We start from the raw sequence: 20,653 nt of genomic DNA, 5'->3' as shown, positions 1-20,653 counted from the left end.
TTTCCGGCATGGGGATCGCACCGGGGGAACACCGCACACATCTGGTCTGGGACTGGAACGGCACGCTGCTCGACGACAACACCGCCGTCGTCGGCGCGACCAACGCCGCCTTCGGCGAGGTCGGCCTGGCGCCGATCACCTTGGAGCAGTACCGGGAGATGTACTGCATCCCGATACCCCGGTTCTACGAGCGGCTGATGGGCCGGCTCCCCACCGACGCCGAGTGGGAGCGGATGGACGGCGTGTTCCACCGCCACTACACCGAGCAGCGTGACGCCTGCGGGCTGACCGCCGGGGCCGCCGACCTGCTGGCCCGGTGGCAGCTGACCGGCGGCAGCCAGTCGATCATGAGCATGTACCGGCACGAGGAGCTGGTCCCCGTCGTGCGCGGATTCGGCATCGAGCGGCACTTCGTACGTGTGGACGGGCGCACCGGTCCGTCCGGCGGCAGCAAGTCCGCGTACATGGAGCGGCATCTCGCCGCCATGGACGGGATATCCCCGCAGCGCACGGTCGTCATAGGTGACGCGGTGGACGACGCCGTGGCCGCCGCGCACGCCGGGGCCAAGGCCGTCCTCTACACAGGTGGTTCGCACAGCCGTGCCAGCCTGGAGAAGGCCGGGGTGCCCGTCGTGGACACGCTGACCGAGGCCATCACGCTGGCCGAGCAGCTGACCCGGTAGCGGGAGAGGGCTTCGTCCGGCACGTCCGCGCTGTCCAGAGTGTCAAATTTCGCGGCGTTCTTTTGTACACATCCGGATCGTGACGGTCACCGGTGCGGGCGAGATAGCCTGGTCCCGTGATCAGCGCGATATGCCTCGGGGGCAGCGAAGCCCCCGGCCCGCGCCCGGAGCGCCACCGCGCCCGGGCTGCCTCGGCTGATCCCTCCCGCCCGGACCGGCCGCTGGAAATGGCCGATACGGTCCCGGCGGTCTCTCATCGCGGCATAGCGTCGACCCCGACCGGAAACCCCGCGTCGTGGCGTTACGCCGACCTTTTCACCTACGTCACGCAACGGCGCGCGACAGGAGCCAGAGGACATGCAGACCAAGCTGGACGAAGCCAAGGCCGAGCTGCTCGTACGGGCCGCCAAGGTAGCTGACAACAGCCCGGGCGGTGGTGTCGGCGGGCCGGGCGGTGCCCCCCGGGTACACGTCGCGGCCGCCGGGGCCGACGGCTCGGGGGCCGGGCAGGAGCACTCCCGCCAGGACGTCCTGCTCTCCTACCTCCAGCGCTACTACCTGCACACCGCCCCCGAGGACATCGTGGGCCGGGACCCGATCGACGTCTTCGGTGCCGCCTCCTCCCACTACCGGCTGGCCGAGGAGCGCCCCCAGGGCAAGGCGAACGTCCGGGTGCACACCCCGACCGTCGAGGAGAACGGCTGGACCTGCAGCCACTCCGTGGTCGAGGTCGTCACCGACGACATGCCGTTCCTGGTCGACTCCGTCACCAACGAGCTCTCCCGCCAGGGCCGCGGCATCCACGTCGTGATCCACCCGCAGGTCGCCGTCCGCCGCGATGTGACCGGCAAGCTGGTCGAGGTCCTGACCGACGGCACCCGCCGGAAGGGCGGCAAGGGGCCCAAGGACGCCAAGGCGGGGCTGCCGCACGACGCGCTGATCGAGTCCTGGATCCACGTCGAGATCGACCGCGAGACCGACCGCGCGGACCTCAAGCAGATCCAGGCGGACCTGCTGCGCGTCCTGTCCGACGTGAGGGAGACCGTCGAGGACTGGGAGAAGATGCGGAGCGCAGCGCTCCGCATCGCCGACGACCTGCCCGGCGAGCCGCTGGACGACCTCGCCGACGACGAGGTCAACGAAGCCCGGGAGCTGCTGCGCTGGCTCGCCGCCGACCACTTCACGTTCCTCGGCTACCGCGAGTACGAGCTGAAGGACTCCGACGCGCTGGCCGCCGTCCCCGGCACCGGGCTCGGCATCCTGCGCTCCGACCCGCACCACACCGAGGACGAGGCGCACCCCGTCAGCCCGTCGTTCGACCGGCTGCCCGCCGACGCCCGGGCCAAGGCCCGCGAGCACAAGCTCCTCGTCCTGACCAAGGCCAACAGCCGGGCGACCGTGCACCGCCCCAGCTACCTCGACTACGTCGGCGTGAAGAAGTTCGACGCCGAGGGCAACGTCATCGGTGAGCGCCGCTTCCTCGGCCTCTTCTCGTCCGCCGCCTACACCGAGTCCGTGCGCCGGGTCCCCGTCATCCGCCGCAAGGTCGCCGAGGTGCTGGAGGGCGCCGGGTTCACCCCCAACAGCCACGACGGCCGCGACCTGCTCCAGATCCTGGAGACCTACCCCCGCGACGAGCTGTTCCAGACCCCCGTCGACCAGCTGCGCTCGATCGTCACCTCGGTGCTCTACCTCCAGGAGCGGCGCCGGCTGCGCCTCTACCTGCGCCAGGACGAGTACGGCCGCTACTACTCCGCGATCGTCTACCTGCCGCGCGACCGCTACACCACCGGTGTGCGGCTGCGGCTGATCGACATCCTCAAGGAGGAACTGAACGGCACCAGCGTCGACTTCACGGCCTGGAACACCGAGTCGATCCTCTCCCGGCTCCACTTCGTCGTCCGCGTCGCGCCCGGCAGCGAGCTGCCCAGCCTCACCGACGCCGAGGCCGACCGCATCGAGGCCCGCCTCGTCGAGGCCGCCCGCTCCTGGGCCGACGGCTTCCAGGAGGCGCTGAACGCCGAGTGCGGCGAGGAGCGCGCCGCCGAACTGCTCCGCCAGTACGGGCACTCCTTCCCCGAGGGCTACAAGGCCGATCACTCGGCGCGCGCCGCCGTCGCCGACCTCGTCCACCTCGAAGCGCTGAAGGAGAACGAGCGGAGCTTCTCCCTCAGCCTGTACGAGCCCGTCGGCGCCGCCCCCGGCGAGCGCCGCTTCAAGATCTACCGCACCGGTGAGCAGGTCTCGCTGTCCGCCGTGCTGCCCGCCCTCCAGCGGCTCGGCGTCGAGGTCGTGGACGAGCGCCCGTACGAGCTGCGCTGCGCCGACCGTACGCACGCCTGGATCTACGACTTCGGGCTGCGGATGCCCCGGACCACCGCCAACGACGGCTATCTGGCCGACGGCGCGCGCGAGCGGTTCCAGGACGCCTTCGCCGCCGTGTGGACCGGCGAGGCGGAGAACGACGGCTTCAACGCGCTGGTGCTGAGCGCGGGGCTCGACTGGCGCCAGGCCATGGTGCTGCGCGCCTACGCGAAGTACCTGCGCCAGGCCGGTTCCACGTTCAGCCAGGACTACATGGAGTCCACCCTCCAGAACAACGTCCACACCACCCGGCTGCTCGTCTCGCTCTTCGAGGCCCGGATGTCGCCCGGCCGCCAGAACGCGGGCACGGAGCTGACGGACGGGCTCCTCGAAGAGCTCGACGGGGCCCTCGACCAGGTCGCCTCGCTCGACGAGGACCGCATCCTGCGCTCCTTCCTCACCGTCATCAAGGCCACCCTGCGCACCAACTTCTTCCAGCACGCGGACAACGGCGAGCCGCACGCGTACGTCTCGATGAAGTTCGACCCGCAGTCCATCCCGGACCTGCCCGCGCCGCGCCCGGCGTTCGAGATCTGGGTCTACTCGCCCCGGGTGGAGGGCGTCCACCTGCGCTTCGGCAAGGTCGCCCGCGGTGGCCTGCGCTGGTCGGACCGGCGCGAGGACTTCCGTACGGAGATCCTGGGCCTGGTCAAGGCGCAGATGGTGAAGAACACCGTCATCGTGCCGGTCGGCGCGAAGGGCGGCTTCGTCGCCAAGCAGCTGCCCGACCCGTCCGACCGGGACGCCTGGATGGCCGAGGGCATCGCCGCGTACCGCACCTTCATCTCGGCGCTCCTCGACATCACCGACAACATGGTGGCCGGCGAGGTCGTCCCGCCGAAGGACGTCGTCCGGCACGACGAGGACGACACCTACCTCGTCGTCGCCGCCGACAAGGGCACCGCGAAGTTCTCCGACATCGCCAACGAGGTCGCCGTCGCGTACGGCTTCTGGCTCGGGGACGCCTTCGCCTCCGGCGGCTCGGCCGGTTACGACCACAAGGGCATGGGCATCACCGCCCGGGGCGCCTGGGAGTCCGTCAAGCGGCACTTCCGCGAGCTCGGCCACGACACCCAGACCGAGGACTTCACCGTCGTCGGCGTCGGCGACATGTCCGGTGACGTGTTCGGCAACGGCATGCTGCTCTCCGAACACATCCGGCTCGTCGCCGCGTTCGACCACCGGCACATCTTCATCGACCCGAACCCGGACGCCGCCACCTCCTACGCCGAGCGGCGCCGCCTCTTCGACCTGCCGCGCAGCTCCTGGGCCGACTACGACAAGGCCCTGATCTCCGCGGGCGGCGGCGTCCACCCGCGCAGCGCCAAGTCCATCCCGGTCAACGCCCACATGCGCGAGGCGCTGGGCATCGAGGCGGGGGTCAGCAAGATGACGCCGGCCGAGCTGATGCAGGCCGTCCTCAAGGCCCCCGTCGACCTCCTCTGGAACGGCGGCATCGGCACGTACATCAAGTCCACCGCCGAGTCGAACACGGACGTCGGCGACAAGGGCAACGACGCGATCCGCGTCAACGGCGCCGACCTGCGCGCCAAGGTCGTCGGTGAGGGCGGCAACCTCGGTGCGACCCAGCTCGGCCGGATCGAGTTCGCCCGGGACGGCGGCCGGATCAACACCGACGCGATCGACAACAGCGCCGGGGTGGACACCTCCGACCACGAGGTCAACATCAAGATCCTGCTCAACGGCCTGGTGCGGGACGGCGACATGACCGTCAAGCAGCGCAACAAGCTGCTCGCCGAGATGACCGACGAGATCGGGCGCCTGGTGCTGCGCAACAACTACGCGCAGAACACGGCCCTGGCCAACTCCGTGGCCCAGGCGCCCTCCCTGCTCCACGCCCAGCAGCGCTTCATGCGGCGGCTCGGGCGCGACGGCCACCTCGACCGGGCGCTGGAGTTCCTGCCCAACGACCGGCAGATCCGCGAGCTGCTGAACGCCGGCAAGGGGCTGACGCAGCCCGAGCTGGCCGTGCTGCTCGCCTACACGAAGATCACGGCGGCGCAGGAGCTGATCGGGACCAGCCTGCCGGACGACCCGCACCTGCAGAAGCTGCTGCACGCCTACTTCCCGGAGCAGCTGCGCGCGCGCTACCCCGAGGCGGTCGACGGGCACGCCCTGCGGCGCGAGATCATCACCACGGTGCTGGTCAACGACACGGTCAACAGCGGTGGTTCGACCTTCCTGCACCGGCTGCGGGAGGAGACCGGGGCCTCCATCGAGGAGATCGTGCGGGCGCAGTTCGCGGCCCGCGAGATCTTCGGGCTCGGTGAGGTCTGGGACGCGGTGGAAGCCCTCGACAACGAGGTCGCCGCCGATGTCCAGACCCGGGTGCGGCTGCACTCGCGGCGGCTGGTCGAGCGCGGCTCGCGCTGGCTGCTGGGCAACCGGCCGCAGCCGCTGGCGATCTCCGAGACGGTCGACTTCTTCCGCGAGGGCGTCGAGCAGGTCTGGGCGGCGCTGCCGAAGATGCTGAGGGGCGCCGACCAGGAGTGGTACCAGGGCATCCTGGACGAGCTGACCGGGGCGGGCGTCCCCGACGAGCTGGCGCAGCGCGTCGCCGGCTTCTCCTCCGTGTTCCCCGCGCTCGACATCGTGGCGATCGCGGACCGAACGGGCAAGGAGCCGCTGGCCGTCGCCGAGGTGTACTACGACCTCGCGGACCGGCTGGGGATCACGCAGCTGATGGACCGGATCATCGAGCTGCCGCGGGCGGACCGGTGGCAGTCGATGGCGCGGGCGTCCATCCGCGAGGACCTGTACGCGGCGCATGCGGCGCTGACGGCCGACGTGCTGAGCGTGGGCGACGGGGCGTCGTCGCCGCAGGAGCGGTTCGGGGCGTGGGAGGAGAAGAACGCGGCGATCCTGGCCCGGTCGCGGTCGACGCTGGAGGAGATCCAGGGGTCGGACGCGTTCGATCTGGCCAATCTCTCGGTGGCCATGCGGACGATGCGGACGCTGTTGCGTACGCACGTCTAGGCGGCGCCGCGGTGGGGTGGGCGGCTGCGGGTTCGTGGCCGCCCGGCCCTTGTCCTCAAGCGCCGGACGGGCTGAAAGGGATGCCCCCGGTCGCCGGGGCGGGCTCCGTGGAGTCCGCCCCGGCGACCGGGGGCTGCCGCCCCGGCGACCGGGGGCTGCCGCCCGGCGACCGGGGGCTACCGCTTCTTCGTGAACCGTTCGTACTCCGCCATGACTTCCTTCGCCGGGCCGTCCATGCGGAGGGTCCCGGACTCCAGCCACAGCGCCCGGTCGCAGGTCTCCGTGATCGACTTGTTGTGGTGGCTGACCAGGAACACCGTGCCGGCCTGTTCGCGCAGTTCGAGGATGCGGGCCTTGCTGCGTTGCTGGAAGCGGGCGTCGCCGGTGGAGAGGGCCTCGTCGATCAGCAGGACGTCGTGGTTCTTCGCGGCGGCGATCGAGAAGCGGAGGCGGGCGCCCATGCCGGAGGAGTACGTGCGCATCGGCAGGGTGATGAAGTCGCCCTTCTCGTTGATGCCGGAGAAGTCCACGATGTCGTCGTAGCGCTCGCGGATCTCCGCGCGCGTCATGCCCATCGCGAGACCGCCGAGCACCACGTTGCGCTCGCCGGTCAGGTCGCTCATCAGGGCGGCGTTGACGCCGAGCAGCGAGGGCTGGCCGTGGGTGTGGACGCGGCCCTTCGCGGTGGGGAGCAGGCCCGCGATCGCCTTCAGCAGGGTGGACTTGCCCGAGCCGTTGGAGCCGATCAGCCCGATCGCCTCCCCCTTGTACGCGGCGAAGCTGACGCCCCTGACGGCGTGCACCTCGCGCACGCCCGGGGCCTGCCGGCGCGAGGCGATCCGGCTCAGCGCGGAGGTGGCGCTGCCCCGGCCGGTGCGGGCGCCGTTGACCTTGTACGTGATGTGGACGTCGTCCACGACGACGGTGGGCGTCCGGGAATCAGCCACGTCCGTAACTCTCCTCGGCCTTCCAGAAGTAGATGAAGCCGCCCGCGCCGCACACCAGCGCCCAGCCGGCGGCGACCGCCCAGGCGTGCGGGGGCAGCTGGTTCGCGCCGAAGCTGTCGATGAGCGCGAAGCGCACCAGGTCGATGAAGACGGCCGCCGGGTTCAGTTCGAGCGCCAGCTTCACCCAGTCCGGCACCCGGTCGCCGCGCAGCATCGTCTCCATGCTCCACATCACGCCCGAGGCGTACATCCAGGTGCGCAGCACGAACGGGGTGAGCTGGGCGATGTCCGGGGTGCGCGCGGCGAGGCGGGCCATGGCCATCGAGATCCCCGTGTTGAAGACGGCCTGCAGGGCCAGGGCCGGCACCGCGAGCAGCCAGGACGGCTGCGGGTACTGCCCGAAGGCCAGCAGGATCAGGACGAGCGCGCCCAGCGAGAACAGCAACTGCTGGAGCTGTTGCAAAGCGAGCGCGATCGGCAGCGAGGCGCGCGGGAAGTGCAGGGCCCGCACGAGGCCGATGTTGCCGCTGATCGCGCGGGTGCCGGCGGTGATCGAGGAGCTGGTGAAGGTCCAGATGAAGACGCCCGTGACCAGGAACGGCACGAAGTCCGGCACACCGTGCTTGGTCTTCATCAGGATGCCGAAGATGAAGTAGTAGACCGTCGCGTTGAGCAGCGGGGTCATGATCTGCCAGATCTGGCCGAGCTTCGCCTGGCTGTACTGGGCGGTGAGCTTCGCCGTGGCGAAGGCCGTGATGAAGTGGCGCCGCCCCCACAGCTGCCGTACGTACGCGGGCAGCGAGGGCCGCGCCCCGCTCACGGTCAGTCCGTGGCGCGCGGCGAGCGCGGCGAGCTCGCCGGGGCCGTACACGGGCGGGGAGAGGGGCGGCGGGCTGTCCGCCGGGGCCGGGGCTGTTGTCTGGCTCACCACGATCGCTTTCCACGGGAGGCGGGCAGGCGGGGGGCACGGCGTGCGGGCGGAGAAAGACGCGCCCGGCGACGGGACGGGACCGTATCGTCGCAACGCCGAGGGTAGGACGTACTTACGCCGGAACGCAACCGTTTCGTCGTCGCGGACTATGATTCGGCCATGACCACCGACCCCGGAAGCCGCCGCCGAGCCCCGGCGGGAGCCGCCGTCCTGCGCGAGGACGTGACCGACGCCATCCGCAGCGCGGTGTTCGCGGAGCTCGCCGCGGTCGGGTTCGCCCGGATGTCCATCGAGGGCATCGCCCGCCGGGCCGGCGTCGGCAAGACCGCCGTCTACCGGCGCTGGAAGTCCAAGCTGCACCTGGTCCTGGACCTGGTCTCGGCCGTCGCCGCCCAGGGCATGCCCGCCCCCGCCACCGGCTCCCTGTACGGGGATGTGCGCGCCGTCCTCGAACTGGCCGCGTACGCCCTGCGCCACCCGCTGGCCTCCCAGGTCATCCCGGACCTGCTGGTCGAGGCGGCCAGGAACCCGGAGATCTCCGACGCCATCAAGGCCGCCCTGCTCGACCCGCAGCAGGGCGTCGCCGCCGTGGTCGTCCGGGACGCCGTCGCACGCGGCGAGCTGCCGCCCGGCAGCGACCCCGACCGCGCCCTCGACCTGATCGTCGGCCCGCTCTACTGGCGGCTCGCGGTGGTCCGGGGCGAGGTGCCCCCCGGGTATCTGGACGACCTCGCGGCGTCCGCCGTGGCGGCGCTCACACACGCCCCGGACCCCGCCGGATGACGGCCCGCGGGGGTGTGCCAGCGTGCTTGTAGGGGTCACCCTTCGATCGGTTAATCTGGTGGGCGGGCCGCCCACCGGGCCTTCCGGAGCATGTGCACGGGGCGAGCACGGTGCAGGCGCAGTCACTCGTTCGGGACCGTAACCGGTGACCCCCGACCGCCCCTGCGGTTGAGCCCTACGGATAGCCAGGCCCTTGATGAACGGACGTGCTCAACATGCCGCCACGGCTCAGTGTCGTTGTCCCCGTCTACAACGTGGAACTCTTCCTGACGGACTGTCTGAAGTCCCTCGCGGAGCAGACCATGACCGACCTCGAGGTGGTGATGGTCGACGACGGGTCCACCGACGGCAGCGCCGCGCTGGCCGCCGAGTTCGCCGCGAGCGACGACCGCTTCAAGCTGGTCAGGCAGGAGAACGGCGGACTGGGGCACGCCCGTAACACCGGCTTCCGCAACGCCCACCCGGAGAGCCGTTACCTGGCCTTCTGCGACAGCGACGACATCATCCCGCCGAACGCCTACCAGATGCTGGTCGAGTCGCTGGAGGAGACCGGCTCGGACCTGGCGTCCGGCAACGTCCTGCGGCTGCGCGCCGGCGGCAAGCTGGTGCAGTCGCCGATGTTCCGCAAGCCCATGGCCACCACCCGCAAGCGCACCCACGTCTCGCGCGACCTGGAACTCCTCGGCGACCGCATCGCCTGCAACAAGGTCTTCCGCCGCTCCTTCTGGGACAAGCACGAGTTCGCCTTCCCGGTCGGCGCGCTGTACGAGGACATCCCCGTCGTACTGCCCGCCCACTTCCTGGCCGGCTCGGTCGACATCGTCAAGGACCCCGTCTACTACTGGCGCGACCGCCCCGGCTCCATCACCACCAGCCGGGCCGTCGTCCGCGGCATCCACGACCGCGTCGCGCACGTCCAGGGCGTCTCGGAGTTCCTGGCCGAGAAGCGGACCCCCGCCGACAAGAACCACTACGAGGCCCACGCCCTGGCCAACGACCTCTGGTACTTCATGGAGGTCCTGCCGGACGGCGACCAGGAGTACCGGGACGCGTTCCTGAAGTACACCAACAAGTTCATCGACCAGGTCGACCCCTCGGTGCTCGACGGGCTGCCGCTGCGCCTGCGCGTGATGTGGTACCTGGTGCGCGAGCACCGCATGGACGAGCTGCTGGCGCTGCTCCTCCAGGAGAAGCGGGAGCCCGGCGCCTTCGAGGTCAGCGGCATGCGCCGGCGCGTGGCCCACTACCCCGTGCTCACCCGGCCCGTGCCCGCGCCCGTGGCTCGCGTCGCCGACCGCGACCTGCCGCTCGCCGCCCGGCTGCGCGACGCCCGCTGGCACGACGGCAAGCTGCACCTCAGCGGCTACGCGTACATCCGCAACCTGCCGGCCTCCTCCGGGGCCAGTGAGTTCCGCGTCGGCTGGCTGCGCGCCGGCCGGCGCCACGTCGTCCCGCTCCGGCTGCGCCGCACCGACGAGCCCGAGGCCACCGCCCGCTCGCGGCAGAGCCTGCACGACTACCACCGCGCCGGCTTCGAGACCTCCGTCGACGCCTCCAAGCTCCGCGTCCAGGCGGACAGCGGCCCCAAGCAGCTCACCTTCCAGTTCCAGGTCGGCATCGCCCGGGGCGGGCTGCTGCGCCGCGCCTTCCCCTCGGTCCGCGAGGCATCCGTCGCGCCGCCCGTCCACCGCCCCGACGGCGACCACCGCATCGTCTCCGCCTTCGAGGGCGACAAGCTGGTGCTGCACTCCGAGCGCGTCGACGCCCGCTTCGAGACCCACGGCCCGGGCGAGCAGCCCGGCACCGTCAAGGTGACCGGCGTGGTCCGCGCCCGCCTCGTCAAGGGCGAGCTGAAGCTGGTCCTGACGCACGGCGCCACCAAGACCACCGTCGAGGTCCCCGTCACCGTGGGCTCCGGCTCCGGTGCCGGCTGGAACCGCTTCACCGCCGAGCTGCCGCTCACGCGGGTCGAGGAGAACCGTCCCGCCGGCGAGGAGACCCCGAAGAGCGTCGCGTACAGCGTCCATCTCGTCGGCAAGGGCCTGAAGGCGTCGCTCGACGCGCCCGGCTCGGTCCACCCCGGCCGCTACCCGCTCGCCGAAGGGCCGGACGGCGGCCGCCGCGAGCTGGCCCTCGTCGCCAGCACGCGCGGCAACCTGGTGATCAGCGACCGGCCCGTGCAGCCCGCCGTCGAGCTGGCCAGCTGGACCGACGACGGCCGGCTCTTCCTGGAGGGCACCTTCCCCGAGGACCCGGAACACCCGGTCGAGCTGGTCGTGCAGAACAGCGCCCACCGCGAGGAGCAGCTCTTCCCGGTCGACTTCACCGGACCCGAGGGCGCCCGCCGCTTCCGCGCCGAGCTGCGGCCGGACGCCGTGGAGGGACCGGGCGGCGCCCTGCCGCTCGGCGAGGGCAACTGGTACTTCTTCTTCCGGGACCGGGGCGCCGCCGACGAGAGCGGCGACCGCGCGCTGCGGCTCCCCGCCTCCGCCTTCCACACCCTGCCCGCCACCCGCAGGCTCGGTGGCCGCGACTACACCCTGGAGCGCCGCTTCGGGGACCAGCTCCTCGTGGTCTCCGGCTCCGTGCTCAGCGCCGCCGAGCGCGGCCCGCGCGCCAAGCGCCTGCTGAGCGAGGCGTACGCGGCACAGCGCTCCGAGCCGCTGCGCGCCGCCGCGTTCTACAGCACCTTCGACGGCCGCCAGTACTCGGACTCGCCGCGCGCCGTCTACGAGGAGCTGGTGCGCCGGGGCACCGAGGTGGAGCACATCTGGGTGGTCCGCGACCAGCAGGCGATCGTCCCCGAGGGCGCCACCGCCGTCGAGCACGGCTCGGCCGCCTGGCACGAGGCGCTGGCCCGCAGCCGCTACATCGTCACCAACACGCAGCTGCCCGAGTGGTTCGTGCGCCGCGAGGACCAGACCGTCGTCCAGACCTGGCACGGCACCCCGCTCAAGCGCATCGGCCTCGAACTCGCGGGCACCGCCCAGGCGAACGCCGGGTACATCGCGACCCTCGCCGAGCGGGCCAAGCAGTGGAACTTCCTGGTCTCGCCGAACACGTACTCCACGCCCGTCCTGCGCCGCTCCTTCGGCTTCGAGGGCGAGGTGCTGGAGTGCGGCTACCCGCGCAACGACATCTTCCACGCCCCGGACCGCGCCAAGGTCGCCGCCGGGGTACGGGAGAAGCTGGGCATCCCGGCCGGCAAGCGTGTCGTCCTGTACGCACCGACGTGGCGCGAGGACCAGCGCCTCGGCGGCGGGCGCTACTCGCTCGGCCTCCAGCTCGACCTGGCCGCCGCCGAACGCGAACTCGGCGAGGACACCGTGCTCCTGGTGCGCCGGCACTACATGGTCACCGACCGGCTCCCGGACAGCGGTACGGGCTTCGTCAAGGACGTCTCGCGCTACCCGGACGTCGGCGAACTCATGCTCATCAGCGACGCCCTGGTCACCGACTACTCCTCGCTGATGTTCGACTTCGCCCAGACCGGGCGGCCGATGCTCTTCCACACGTACGACCTGGAGCACTACCGCGACACGCTGCGCGGGTTCAGCTTCGACTTCGAGAAGCGGGCGCCCGGGCCCCTGATCCCGGACTCCGACGACCTGATCGCCGCGCTGAAGGACCCCGAGCAGGCGATCGCCGGACACGCCAAGGCGTACGAGCAGTTCCGGCACGACTTCTGCGACCTCGACGACGGCCGGGCCACCGCCCGCGTGGTCGACCGCATGCTGTAACCGTCACTGAGCACCGATGCCCGGCCGGTCCGCACCGGCCGGGCACCGGCGTTTCCGGGGCCGCTGTTTACGCCACAGTGACGATTCGCTGCGTCGCATCGCGTCGCCGCCTTGCTACGTTCTGCTCTCATGGGTATCCGAATGTGGGGCGAAACGGACGTACGGCGGGCCAGGGCCGCCGTACTCGTCGCGGCGACCGCGGGCCTCCTCACCCGCCTGATCATCGCGGCCAACTCGCCCGGCCCCGCCGATGTGCGGATCTTCGCGGGGTTCGCCAAGGCCATCACCGGGTACGGCCCCGTCCGCGTCTACGCGCACCCGCTGCCCGGGCTCCCCGTCTACAACCACCCGCCGCTGGCCGGGTGGATGCTGCTGGGCCTGGACCGCCTCACCGAACTCGGCCTCTCCTTCGCCACGCTGATCCGCGTCCCCGCGTCGGCCGCGGACTTCGCCTGCGCGCTCCTGGTGTTCGAGATCGTCCGCCGCCGCGCCACCCCGCGCACCGCGATGCTCTGCGGGACCGGGGTCGCCGTCAGCCCGGTGCTCATCGCGACCTCCGGCTATCACGGCAACACCGACGCCGTCGCCGTCGCCTTCGCGCTGGCCGCCGCCCACCTCCTGGCCGACCGGAAGGCGCCGCTCGCGGCCGGTGTCGCGGCGGCGCTCTCGATCAGCGTCAAGTTCATCCCGGTCGTGGTGATCCCGGCCCTCCTCGTGGCCGCGCTGCGCGGCGGGCGGCCGGTCCTGGTCCGCTTCGCCGCCGGGTTCGCCGGTGTCACCGCGCTCGTGTGGGGGCCGGCGCTGCTGACCGTGCCCATGGACCTGGTGCACAACGTCCTGGAGTACGCGGGCGGCAGCTACCGGCTGTGGGGGCTGGTGCGCTTCGCGGTCGTCCTCGGACTGCCCGAGCCGGTCATCGCCTTCATGCAGGGCGGCGGCCACTTCCTCTTCGTCCTCGTGTGCGTGGCCGCGGGCGCCCGGCTCGCCTGGCTGCGGCCGGCCCAGGCCCCCGGGGTCGTCGCCGCCACGCTGGGGCTGCTGCTGCTCCTGTCCACCGCGTCCGGACTCCAGTACCTGACCTGGGCCGCCGCCGGGATGTTCGTGCTCGGCCCGGCCGAAGGGTTCGCCTACAGCGCCGTCGCCGGCCTGGTCGCCGTCCTCGGCTACAGCGGGCGGTCCGCCGTGCGCTGGAGCGAGCCCGTGCTGTACCTGGGCGCCGCCGGCTGGCTCGTCCTGGCGGCGGGCCTGTTCACCGGCGTACGCCGCATCCTCGCCGCGCCCCCGGACGCCCTCCCCACCGAGCGGGCACCGATCACCGCACCCCGTACGGAATTCCGTTCCTGCTCGACCGTCGACTGATCCCGCACCCCCCGTCCCCGAGCGCAACTGGAGAACGCCCCGTGAAGGAAAGCCCGAGCCCCAGGATCGGCATCCTGGTGGTCGCGTACAACGCGGAGACAACGCTGGAGAAGACCCTCGACCGGATTCCGGAGGACTTCCGGTCGCGGATCGACGAGATCCTCATCCTCGACGACGCGAGTCACGACGCCACCTTCACGGCGGGCTGCCGCTGGTCGCAGGCCGAGGGCATGCCCCGCACCGTCGTGATGCGGCACACCAAGAACCTCGGCTACGGCGGCAACCAGAAGGCCGGATACGCGCTGGCCGCCGAGCACGGACTCGACATCATCGTGCTGCTGCACGGCGACGGGCAGTACGCCCCCGAGCTGCTCCCCGAGATGGTCGCGCCCATCGAACGCGGTGAGTGCGAAGCCGTGTTCGGGTCCCGGATGATGACGTCCGGCAGCGCGCTCAAGGGCGGCATGCCGATGTACAAGTGGCTCGGCAACCGCATCCTCACCCGGCTGGAGAACGGCCTCCTGGGCTCGGACCTCACCGAATTCCACTCCGGCTACCGGGCGTACAGCGTCGCGGCCCTCAAGCGGCTGCCCATCGACCGCAACACCGACGCCTTCGACTTCGACACCCAGATCATCGTGCAGCTGCTGCACGCGGGCATGCGGATCAAGGAGATCCCCGTCCCCACCTACTACGGCGACGAGATCTGCTACGTCAACGGCATGAAGTACGCCAGGGACGTCGTCAAGGACGTCCTCGAATACCGGCTGGCCGTCAAAGGGTTCGGGACCTGCCGGTGGATTCCCAAGCCCGTCGAGTACGCCTTCAAGGAGGGCGACGGCTCCTCGCACGCGGTCATCCTGGAGAAGATGCGCGCCCTGCCCCCCGGCCGCGTCCTGGACCTCGGCTGTTCCGGCGGGCTGTTCGCCGAGCGGCTGGAGTCCCTGGGCCACGAGGTGACCGGCGTCGACCACGTCGAGGTGCCCGGCGTCCGCGACCGGTGCAGCCACTTCCACCTCGCCAACCTGGAGCAGGGGCTGCCCGCCGCGGCCGGGACCGGCTTCGACTACGTGGTCGCCGGTGACGTCATCGAGCACCTGTCCCGGCCCGAACGCGTCCTCGCCGAGGCGGCGTCCGTGCTGCGGCCGGGCGGACGGATGCTGCTGTCCGTGCCCAACTTCAGCCACTGGTACTCCCGGCTGCGGGTCGCCGTCGGCGCCTTCGACTACGACCGCCGGGGCATCCTCGACGAAACGCATCTGCGCTTCTTCACCCGGGCCAGCCTGCGCCGGACCGTGCGCGCCGCCGGCTACGACGTCCTCGAACTCTCCTCCACCGGCGCGCCGTTCTGGTCGCTGCTCGGCCGGGGGCCGCTCGCCGCCGTGCTCGGCGGGGCGTCGAGGCTGCTGACCCGCGTCCGGCCGACGCTGTTCGGCTATCAGCACGTCGCCCTGCTCACCCCGCACGCGGCCGAGACGATCATCGCTGGAGAGCACGTCGATGTACAGGACATCCTCAACCGACAGTACGTCCCCGCCGACCGGGTCGGTGTCTGAGGCGCCCCGCCCCGGACCCCCGCCCGCCCGGACACCCGAGCCGTCCGCCCCCGCAGTCAGGAGCAAGTCCTTGACCCTCCCCAGTGTGCTGCTCCTGCTGTTCGCCGTGTTCTCGTCGGCGGGCGGCCAGATCATGCTCAAGCACGGGATGAAGGGCGCCGCGGCAGCCGCCGGGCGCGACGGCGGTTCCGTCGCCCTGCGGGCCGCGGGCAGCCCCTGGGTCGTGTTCGGGCTGCTGGTGTTCGCGGTGTCCGCGCTCGCCTGGATGACGACGCTGGCCAAGGTGCCGCTCTCCGTCGCGTACCCCTTCAACGCGCTCGGCTACCTGCTGATCGTGCTGGCCGGGGCGACCGTGCTGCACGAGCGGACCTCGCTGTGGACCTGGGGCGGCTCGCTGCTCGTGGTGGTCGGCCTGATCACGGTCATGGCCGGCCAGCAACGCTAGGGGCGGCACGCCGAGGGGCCCGCACCGGAACACTCCGGCGCGGGCCCCTCGGCGTCGTACGGGCTAGGACTCCTCGCCCAGCAGCACGCGGCGCACCACGCGCTCGGCGGCGCGGCCGTCGTCGTACGGGCAGAACCGCTCCTTGAACGCCTTCAGCAGCGCCTCGTTCTCCGGGCTGTTCCAGCTGCCGTCGGTGAAGATCGCCGCCAGCTCGTCCGTGTTCGTGGCCACCGCGCCCGGCGTCTCGCCCGGCTGCCCGGACAGCAGGTCGAAGACGACACCGCGGACCGTGCGGTACGTCTCCCAGTCCGGGGCGAGGATCACGATCGGGCGGTTCAGGTGGGCGTAGTCGAACATCACCGAGGAGTAGTCGGTGACCAGCGCGTCCGCCGCCAGGCACAGGTCCTCGACGCGCGGGTACGTGGAGACGTCGATGACCGACGCGTTCTCCGGGAGGCCCGAGCCGCCGTAGAAGTAGTGCGCGCGCATGAGGACCACGGTGTCCGGGCCGACGGCCGCGCAGAACCGGTCGAGGTCCAGGCGGTTGGTGAAGCCCGACTCGTAGTCGCGGTGCGTCGGCGCGTAGAGCACGGCGCGCTGGCCGGGGCGGATGCCCAGGTCCTCGCGGATCTTGGCGATCTGCTCCTCGGTGGCCGTCGCGAAGACGTCGTTGCGCGGGTAGCCCGTCTCCAGCGGGCGGGCCGCGCTCGGGTAGGCGCGGGCCCACACCTCGGTGGAGTGCGGATTGGCGGAGACGCTCCAGTCCCAGCGGTCCACGCGCTTGAGCAGCCGGTCGAAGTTGAGCCCCTGGGCGGCGGCCGGGTAGTTCTGCTGGTCCATGCCCATGATCTTCAGCGGGGTGCCGTGGTGGGTCATGACATGGATCTGGCCGGGGCGCTTGACCAGGTGGTCCGGGAAGTTCACGTTGTTGAAGAAGTACGTGGCACGGGCCAGCACCGACCAGTAGCGGCGGGTCCCGGGCACCACGTAGTCGATGCCCTTGGGCACCGAGTCCACGTTCTTCTTCGACACCACCCAGACACCGTGGATGTCGGGTGCCAGCTCCTTCGCCTTGCGGTAGATCGCCTCGGGGTTGCAGCTCACGCCGCGGTTCCAGTAGGCGGCGTACACGGCCAGCTTGGGATCGAGCGGCAGCTTGCGCTGCGCCTTGTAGTACCGCTTGGTGAACTGCTTCTTCGCCTTCGCGCGGGCCGTGCTGGGCGCGGCGCGCAGGCTGCGGCGGGTGGCGAGCGCGGTGTCCAGGGCGCCGAGCGCCGTGTACTTGCCGCCGCCCATCAGCTGCGGGCGCAGCCCCTTGGTCCCGCCGGGGAACTTGAAGCCCTCGGGGCGGTGCGCGCCGTGGAACGCGCCGACCGCGCCCACGTACTGCCGGCGGCGCTTGGTCACCGTCGGGTACGCGGCCAGCAGCTCCTGCACGGCGCGGTCGAAGAGGAGGCCGCGTACGTCCTTCAGGGCCGGGCGCGCCTCCACGAAGGTCATGAGCGCGTCGTACGCCTCGACCAGCTCCAGCGGGGTCGAGCCGGTCCGGGGCTCCACGTCGTCCACGAGCCCGGGCAGGTAGCGCTGCTGGCGGTGCTCGACGCAGGCGGTGCCCAGCGTGGCCACCGAGGCGGCGACGGCGACGGTCGCCAGCGCGTACATCCGCTCGCCGTGCGGACCCGGGCCGAAGGTCACGGTCTCGCGCTCCAGGAGCGCGCGGCGCACCGCGCGGTTCCAGGAGACCGGGGCGATGTCCAGGAGGTCCGGACGCTTCGCCAGGGTGAACGGGCCCTCGGGCATGCCGTCCAGCTTCTGCAGGGACCGCGTCGGGCGGACCTTGCCGCGGAAGGGGCGCTTCTGGTGGCCGAACAGCAGCACGTCCGGGTCGCCGGTGGCGTCCAGCCGGTCCGCGACGGCCTGGAGCGCGCCGGGCAGGAAGACGTAGTAGCCCTCCAGGAAGAGGACGTACTCCCCGGCGGCCTCCTCGATCCCGGCGTTGCGCCGGCCGTGCGCCCCGGCGCCCGGCTCCAGGTGCACGGCCCGGACGCGGCTGTCGCGCGCGGCGAACTCGTCCAGGACCAGGCCCGAGCCGTCCGGCGCGCCGTCGTCGACCCCGATGACCTCGATGTCCGTGAACGACTGGGAGAGCACCGACTCCAGGCACTCGCGCAGACTTCCTCGGGCGCGGCGGACGGGGATGATGACACTCAGCCGGGGCATACGGACTCTTTCTCGGACTGTGCGTACTGGGAGACCACACAGCGTACTGGGGCGGGCTCCACAGGACGGGTCAGGGGGCGGGCGGGCGTACGAAGGCCGAAGAGACGGGCGCGTCGGGCCCGTGAGCGGTCGACCGCGCGGCTGATGAAGGCCCCACTTATCATACTACCCAGGACAGTAAGTGAACCTTGGGCGATACGTGGCGTGCGGCCCCATGACGGACGCCCCCGGGGCCCGTGATTCCGGGCGCCGCACGGCCGCGGGGCGCCCCCGCCGGCCGGCCGGAGCGCCCCGCTCTGTCACGTATCCGCTACTTGACCGCCCCCGCCATCACGCCGGAGACGAACTGGCGCTGGAAGGCGAAGAACACCGCGAGCGGGATCACCATCGAGACGAAGGCGCCGGGCGCCAGCACGTCGATGTTGTTGCCGAACTGGCGCACCTGCTGCTGGAGCGCCACCGTGATCGGCGGCGACCCGGAGTCCGCGAAGATCAGCGCGACCAGCATGTCGTTCCAGACCCACAGGAACTGGAAGATCCCGAGCGAGGCGATCGCCGGGCCGCCCAGCGGCATCACGACCCGGGTGAAGAGGCGTATCTCACCCGCCCCGTCCAGCCGCGCCGCCTCCAGGAGCTCCCGGGGGATCTCCGCGAAGAAGTTGCGCAGCAGGAAGATCGCGAACGGGAGCCCGAACGCGGTGTGGAAGAGGACCACACCGAGCGTCGTCTCGAAGATGCCGATCTCGCCGAACAGCTTCGACACCGGGATCAGCGCCACCTGTACGGGGACCACCAGCAGCCCCACGACCAGCAGGAACCACCAGTCGCGGCCGGGGAATTCCATCCAGGCGAACGCGTATCCCGCGAACGAGCCGATCACCACGACCAGGACCGTGGACGGCACGGTGATCATGACCGTGGAGAGCAGTGAGTCCGTGATCGCCGAATTGTCGAGCAGCCGGGAGTAGTTGTCCACGGTCAGCTCGGAGGGGGCGGTGAAGACCTGCCACCAGCCGGTGGACGCGATCTTGTCCGGGCTGCGCAGCGAGGACAGCAGCAGCCCGACCGTCGGCATCAGCCAGAACAGGGCCACCAGGACCAGGAAGACCCGCATCGCGCCGCCGGCGGCCCGCGCCGCGATCCGCGCGCCGAGCGGCCGGGTCGCCTTCACCGTGCTGTCCGGGGCGGTGGTGGCCGGGGGTGTCGTCATCGGCGCCCCTCCTTCCGTATCCGCCTGATGTTGAAGAGCATCACCGGGACCACCAGCAGCAGCAGGAGTACGGCGATGGCGCTGCCGACCCCGAGGTCCGCGTCCGTGCCGAACGAGGACCGGTACAGCTGGAACGCCAGCACGTTGGCGTCGTCCTGGGTCGAGCCGGGCGCGATGATGAACACCAGGTCGAAGATCTTCAGCACGTTGATCATCAGCGTGACCAGCACCACCGCGAGGACCGGGGCGAGCATCGGCACGGTGATCCGGCGGAACACCTGCCACTCGTTGGCCCCGTCCACCCGGGCCGCTTCGAGGAGTTCACGCGGCAGCCCGGCCAGGCCGGCCGCGATCAGCACCATCGCGAAGCCCGCCCACATCCACACGTAGCTCCCGATGATCCCGGGCGTCACGAGCGTCGGGCCGAGCCAGTTCACGCCGTTGTACGGCTCCCGGAAGTTGGTGGCCGGGAGCCGCAGTTCGGCGCCGTCCGCGGAGGCGGGCAGCGTGAACGTGCCGTCCGCACCCGCCTTGGCGGTCGCGACCACCTCGCCGTTCCTGACGGCCTCCACCTTCAGGCCCTTGAGCCCGAGCTCCTCGGCGTCGATCACATTGGGTTTGCCGCCGCCGCCCTTGGTGAAGTCGAGCCACGCGGTGCCGGTGATCCCGCCGTCCCCGGCCGCCGCCGGGGCCTTCGCCGGTTTCGCGTCGCCCGGCATCTTCGCCGGGAGTACCCCGACCAGGGGGAGCCGGACCGGCTGCCCGGCGTGCACGGCCGTCTTCGTCACGAAGGCCCCGCCGCCCGCCGCCTTCAGCGGGGCCGCGGGCAGCGGGTGCGCCTTCGGGAAGCCCGAGGACTCGGCGAACGTGTCGTGCACGCCCACCCACACCGCGTTGGCGACCCCGCGCTCCGGCGCCGCGTCGTACACCAGCCGGAAGATGATGCCCGCCGCCAGCATGGAGATCGCCATCGGCATGAAGACGACCAGCTTGAAGGCCGTGCCCCAGCGGATGCGCTCGGTCAGCACCGCGAAGATCAGCCCGAGCGCGGTGGAGATCGTCGGCGCGAAGACGACCCAGATCGCGTTGTTCTTCACCGCCGTACGGATGGTGTCGTCCGTGAACAGCGTCTTGTAGTTGTCGATGCCGGCGAAGCCGGTACCCGCCTGGTCGAAGAACGACCGGTAGACGGAGTACACGATCGGGTAGACCACCAGTGCCCCGAGCAGCACCAGCGCCGGCAGCAGGAAGAGCGCCGCGATCGCCTTGCGGGTGCCGGTCACGCTCCGGCCGCCGCCGGGAGCGCCGGGGGAGCCCGCCGGGGCGGCCTTCCTGGGGGCGGGCACGCGGGGCCCGCCGGACCGTTGCCTGTCGGCGGGGAGCGCCTCGTCGGCGCCCCCCGCTGCCGCTGTCGTCAT

At 71.4% G+C, this 20,653-nt stretch carries 12 protein-coding genes; 7 read left to right on the top strand and 5 right to left on the bottom strand.

Annotated elements, in window-relative coordinates:
• Positions 1–8: 8 nt before the first annotated feature.
• On the top strand, positions 9–683 hold the full coding sequence (locus FKN01_RS03850) for an HAD family hydrolase (RefSeq protein WP_143616304.1): 675 nt from the start codon (positions 9–11) through the stop codon (positions 681–683).
• A gap of 357 nt (positions 684–1,040) precedes the next feature.
• Positions 1,041–6,044 carry an NAD-glutamate dehydrogenase gene (locus tag FKN01_RS03845; RefSeq protein ID WP_143616302.1) on the top strand — a complete coding sequence of 1,668 codons (5,004 nt, stop codon included), beginning with the start codon at positions 1,041–1,043 and terminating at the stop codon, positions 6,042–6,044.
• Between the two features lie 176 nt (positions 6,045–6,220).
• On the opposite strand, the gene FKN01_RS03840 is transcribed toward FKN01_RS03845, so the two are convergent.
• Both FKN01_RS03840 and FKN01_RS03835 read right to left on the bottom strand, forming a co-directional pair.
• Positions 6,221–6,991, bottom strand: a complete 771-nt coding sequence (locus FKN01_RS03840) for an ABC transporter ATP-binding protein (RefSeq protein ID WP_143616300.1) — start codon at positions 6,989–6,991, stop codon at positions 6,221–6,223.
• Positions 6,984–7,922: an ABC transporter permease gene (locus tag FKN01_RS03835; RefSeq protein WP_143616298.1), complete on the bottom strand. Its 939-nt coding sequence runs from the start codon at positions 7,920–7,922 to the stop codon at positions 6,984–6,986. The genes FKN01_RS03840 and FKN01_RS03835 overlap by 8 nt, the downstream gene beginning before the upstream one ends.
• Positions 7,923–8,081: 159 nt before the next feature.
• On the opposite strand from FKN01_RS03835, the gene FKN01_RS03830 reads away from it, so the two are divergent.
• From FKN01_RS03830 to FKN01_RS03810, 5 genes are all read left to right on the top strand, one after another.
• Positions 8,082–8,705: a TetR/AcrR family transcriptional regulator gene (locus tag FKN01_RS03830; protein WP_143616296.1), complete on the top strand. Its 624-nt coding sequence runs from the start codon at positions 8,082–8,084 to the stop codon at positions 8,703–8,705.
• A 206-nt stretch (positions 8,706–8,911) separates the two neighbouring features.
• A complete protein-coding gene (locus tag FKN01_RS03825; RefSeq protein WP_143616294.1) occupies positions 8,912–12,445 on the top strand; it encodes a bifunctional glycosyltransferase/CDP-glycerol:glycerophosphate glycerophosphotransferase in 3,534 nt (1,177 codons plus the stop codon).
• A gap of 141 nt (positions 12,446–12,586) precedes the next feature.
• Positions 12,587–13,804, top strand: a complete 1,218-nt coding sequence (locus FKN01_RS03820) for a glycosyltransferase family 39 protein (RefSeq protein ID WP_143616384.1) — start codon at positions 12,587–12,589, stop codon at positions 13,802–13,804.
• Positions 13,805–13,845: 41 nt separating this feature from the next.
• Complete coding sequence (locus tag FKN01_RS03815; protein ID WP_143616292.1) at positions 13,846–15,360, top strand: bifunctional glycosyltransferase/class I SAM-dependent methyltransferase; 1,515 nt, start codon at positions 13,846–13,848, stop codon at positions 15,358–15,360.
• A 70-nt stretch (positions 15,361–15,430) separates the two neighbouring features.
• Positions 15,431–15,805, top strand: a complete 375-nt coding sequence (locus FKN01_RS03810) for an EamA family transporter (protein WP_242441999.1) — start codon at positions 15,431–15,433, stop codon at positions 15,803–15,805.
• A gap of 63 nt (positions 15,806–15,868) precedes the next feature.
• Here the strand turns inward: FKN01_RS03810 and FKN01_RS03805 are convergent, their stop codons facing one another.
• From FKN01_RS03805 to FKN01_RS03795, 3 genes are all read right to left on the bottom strand, one after another.
• Positions 15,869–18,025, bottom strand: a complete 2,157-nt coding sequence (locus FKN01_RS03805) for a bifunctional glycosyltransferase family 2 protein/CDP-glycerol:glycerophosphate glycerophosphotransferase (protein WP_143616290.1) — start codon at positions 18,023–18,025, stop codon at positions 15,869–15,871.
• Between the two features lie 310 nt (positions 18,026–18,335).
• Positions 18,336–19,235, bottom strand: a complete 900-nt coding sequence (locus FKN01_RS03800; protein ID WP_143616289.1) for a carbohydrate ABC transporter permease — start codon at positions 19,233–19,235, stop codon at positions 18,336–18,338.
• Positions 19,232–20,653, bottom strand: a complete 1,422-nt coding sequence (locus tag FKN01_RS03795) for a carbohydrate ABC transporter permease (protein WP_143616288.1) — start codon at positions 20,651–20,653, stop codon at positions 19,232–19,234. Before FKN01_RS03795 ends, FKN01_RS03800 begins: the two co-directional genes overlap by 4 nt.

The sequence above is a fragment of the Streptomyces sp. 130 genome, assembly GCF_007096885.1.
Taxonomy (GTDB): domain Bacteria; phylum Actinomycetota; class Actinomycetes; order Streptomycetales; family Streptomycetaceae; genus Streptomyces.
This window is presented reverse-complemented; position numbering and strand designations above follow the sequence as displayed.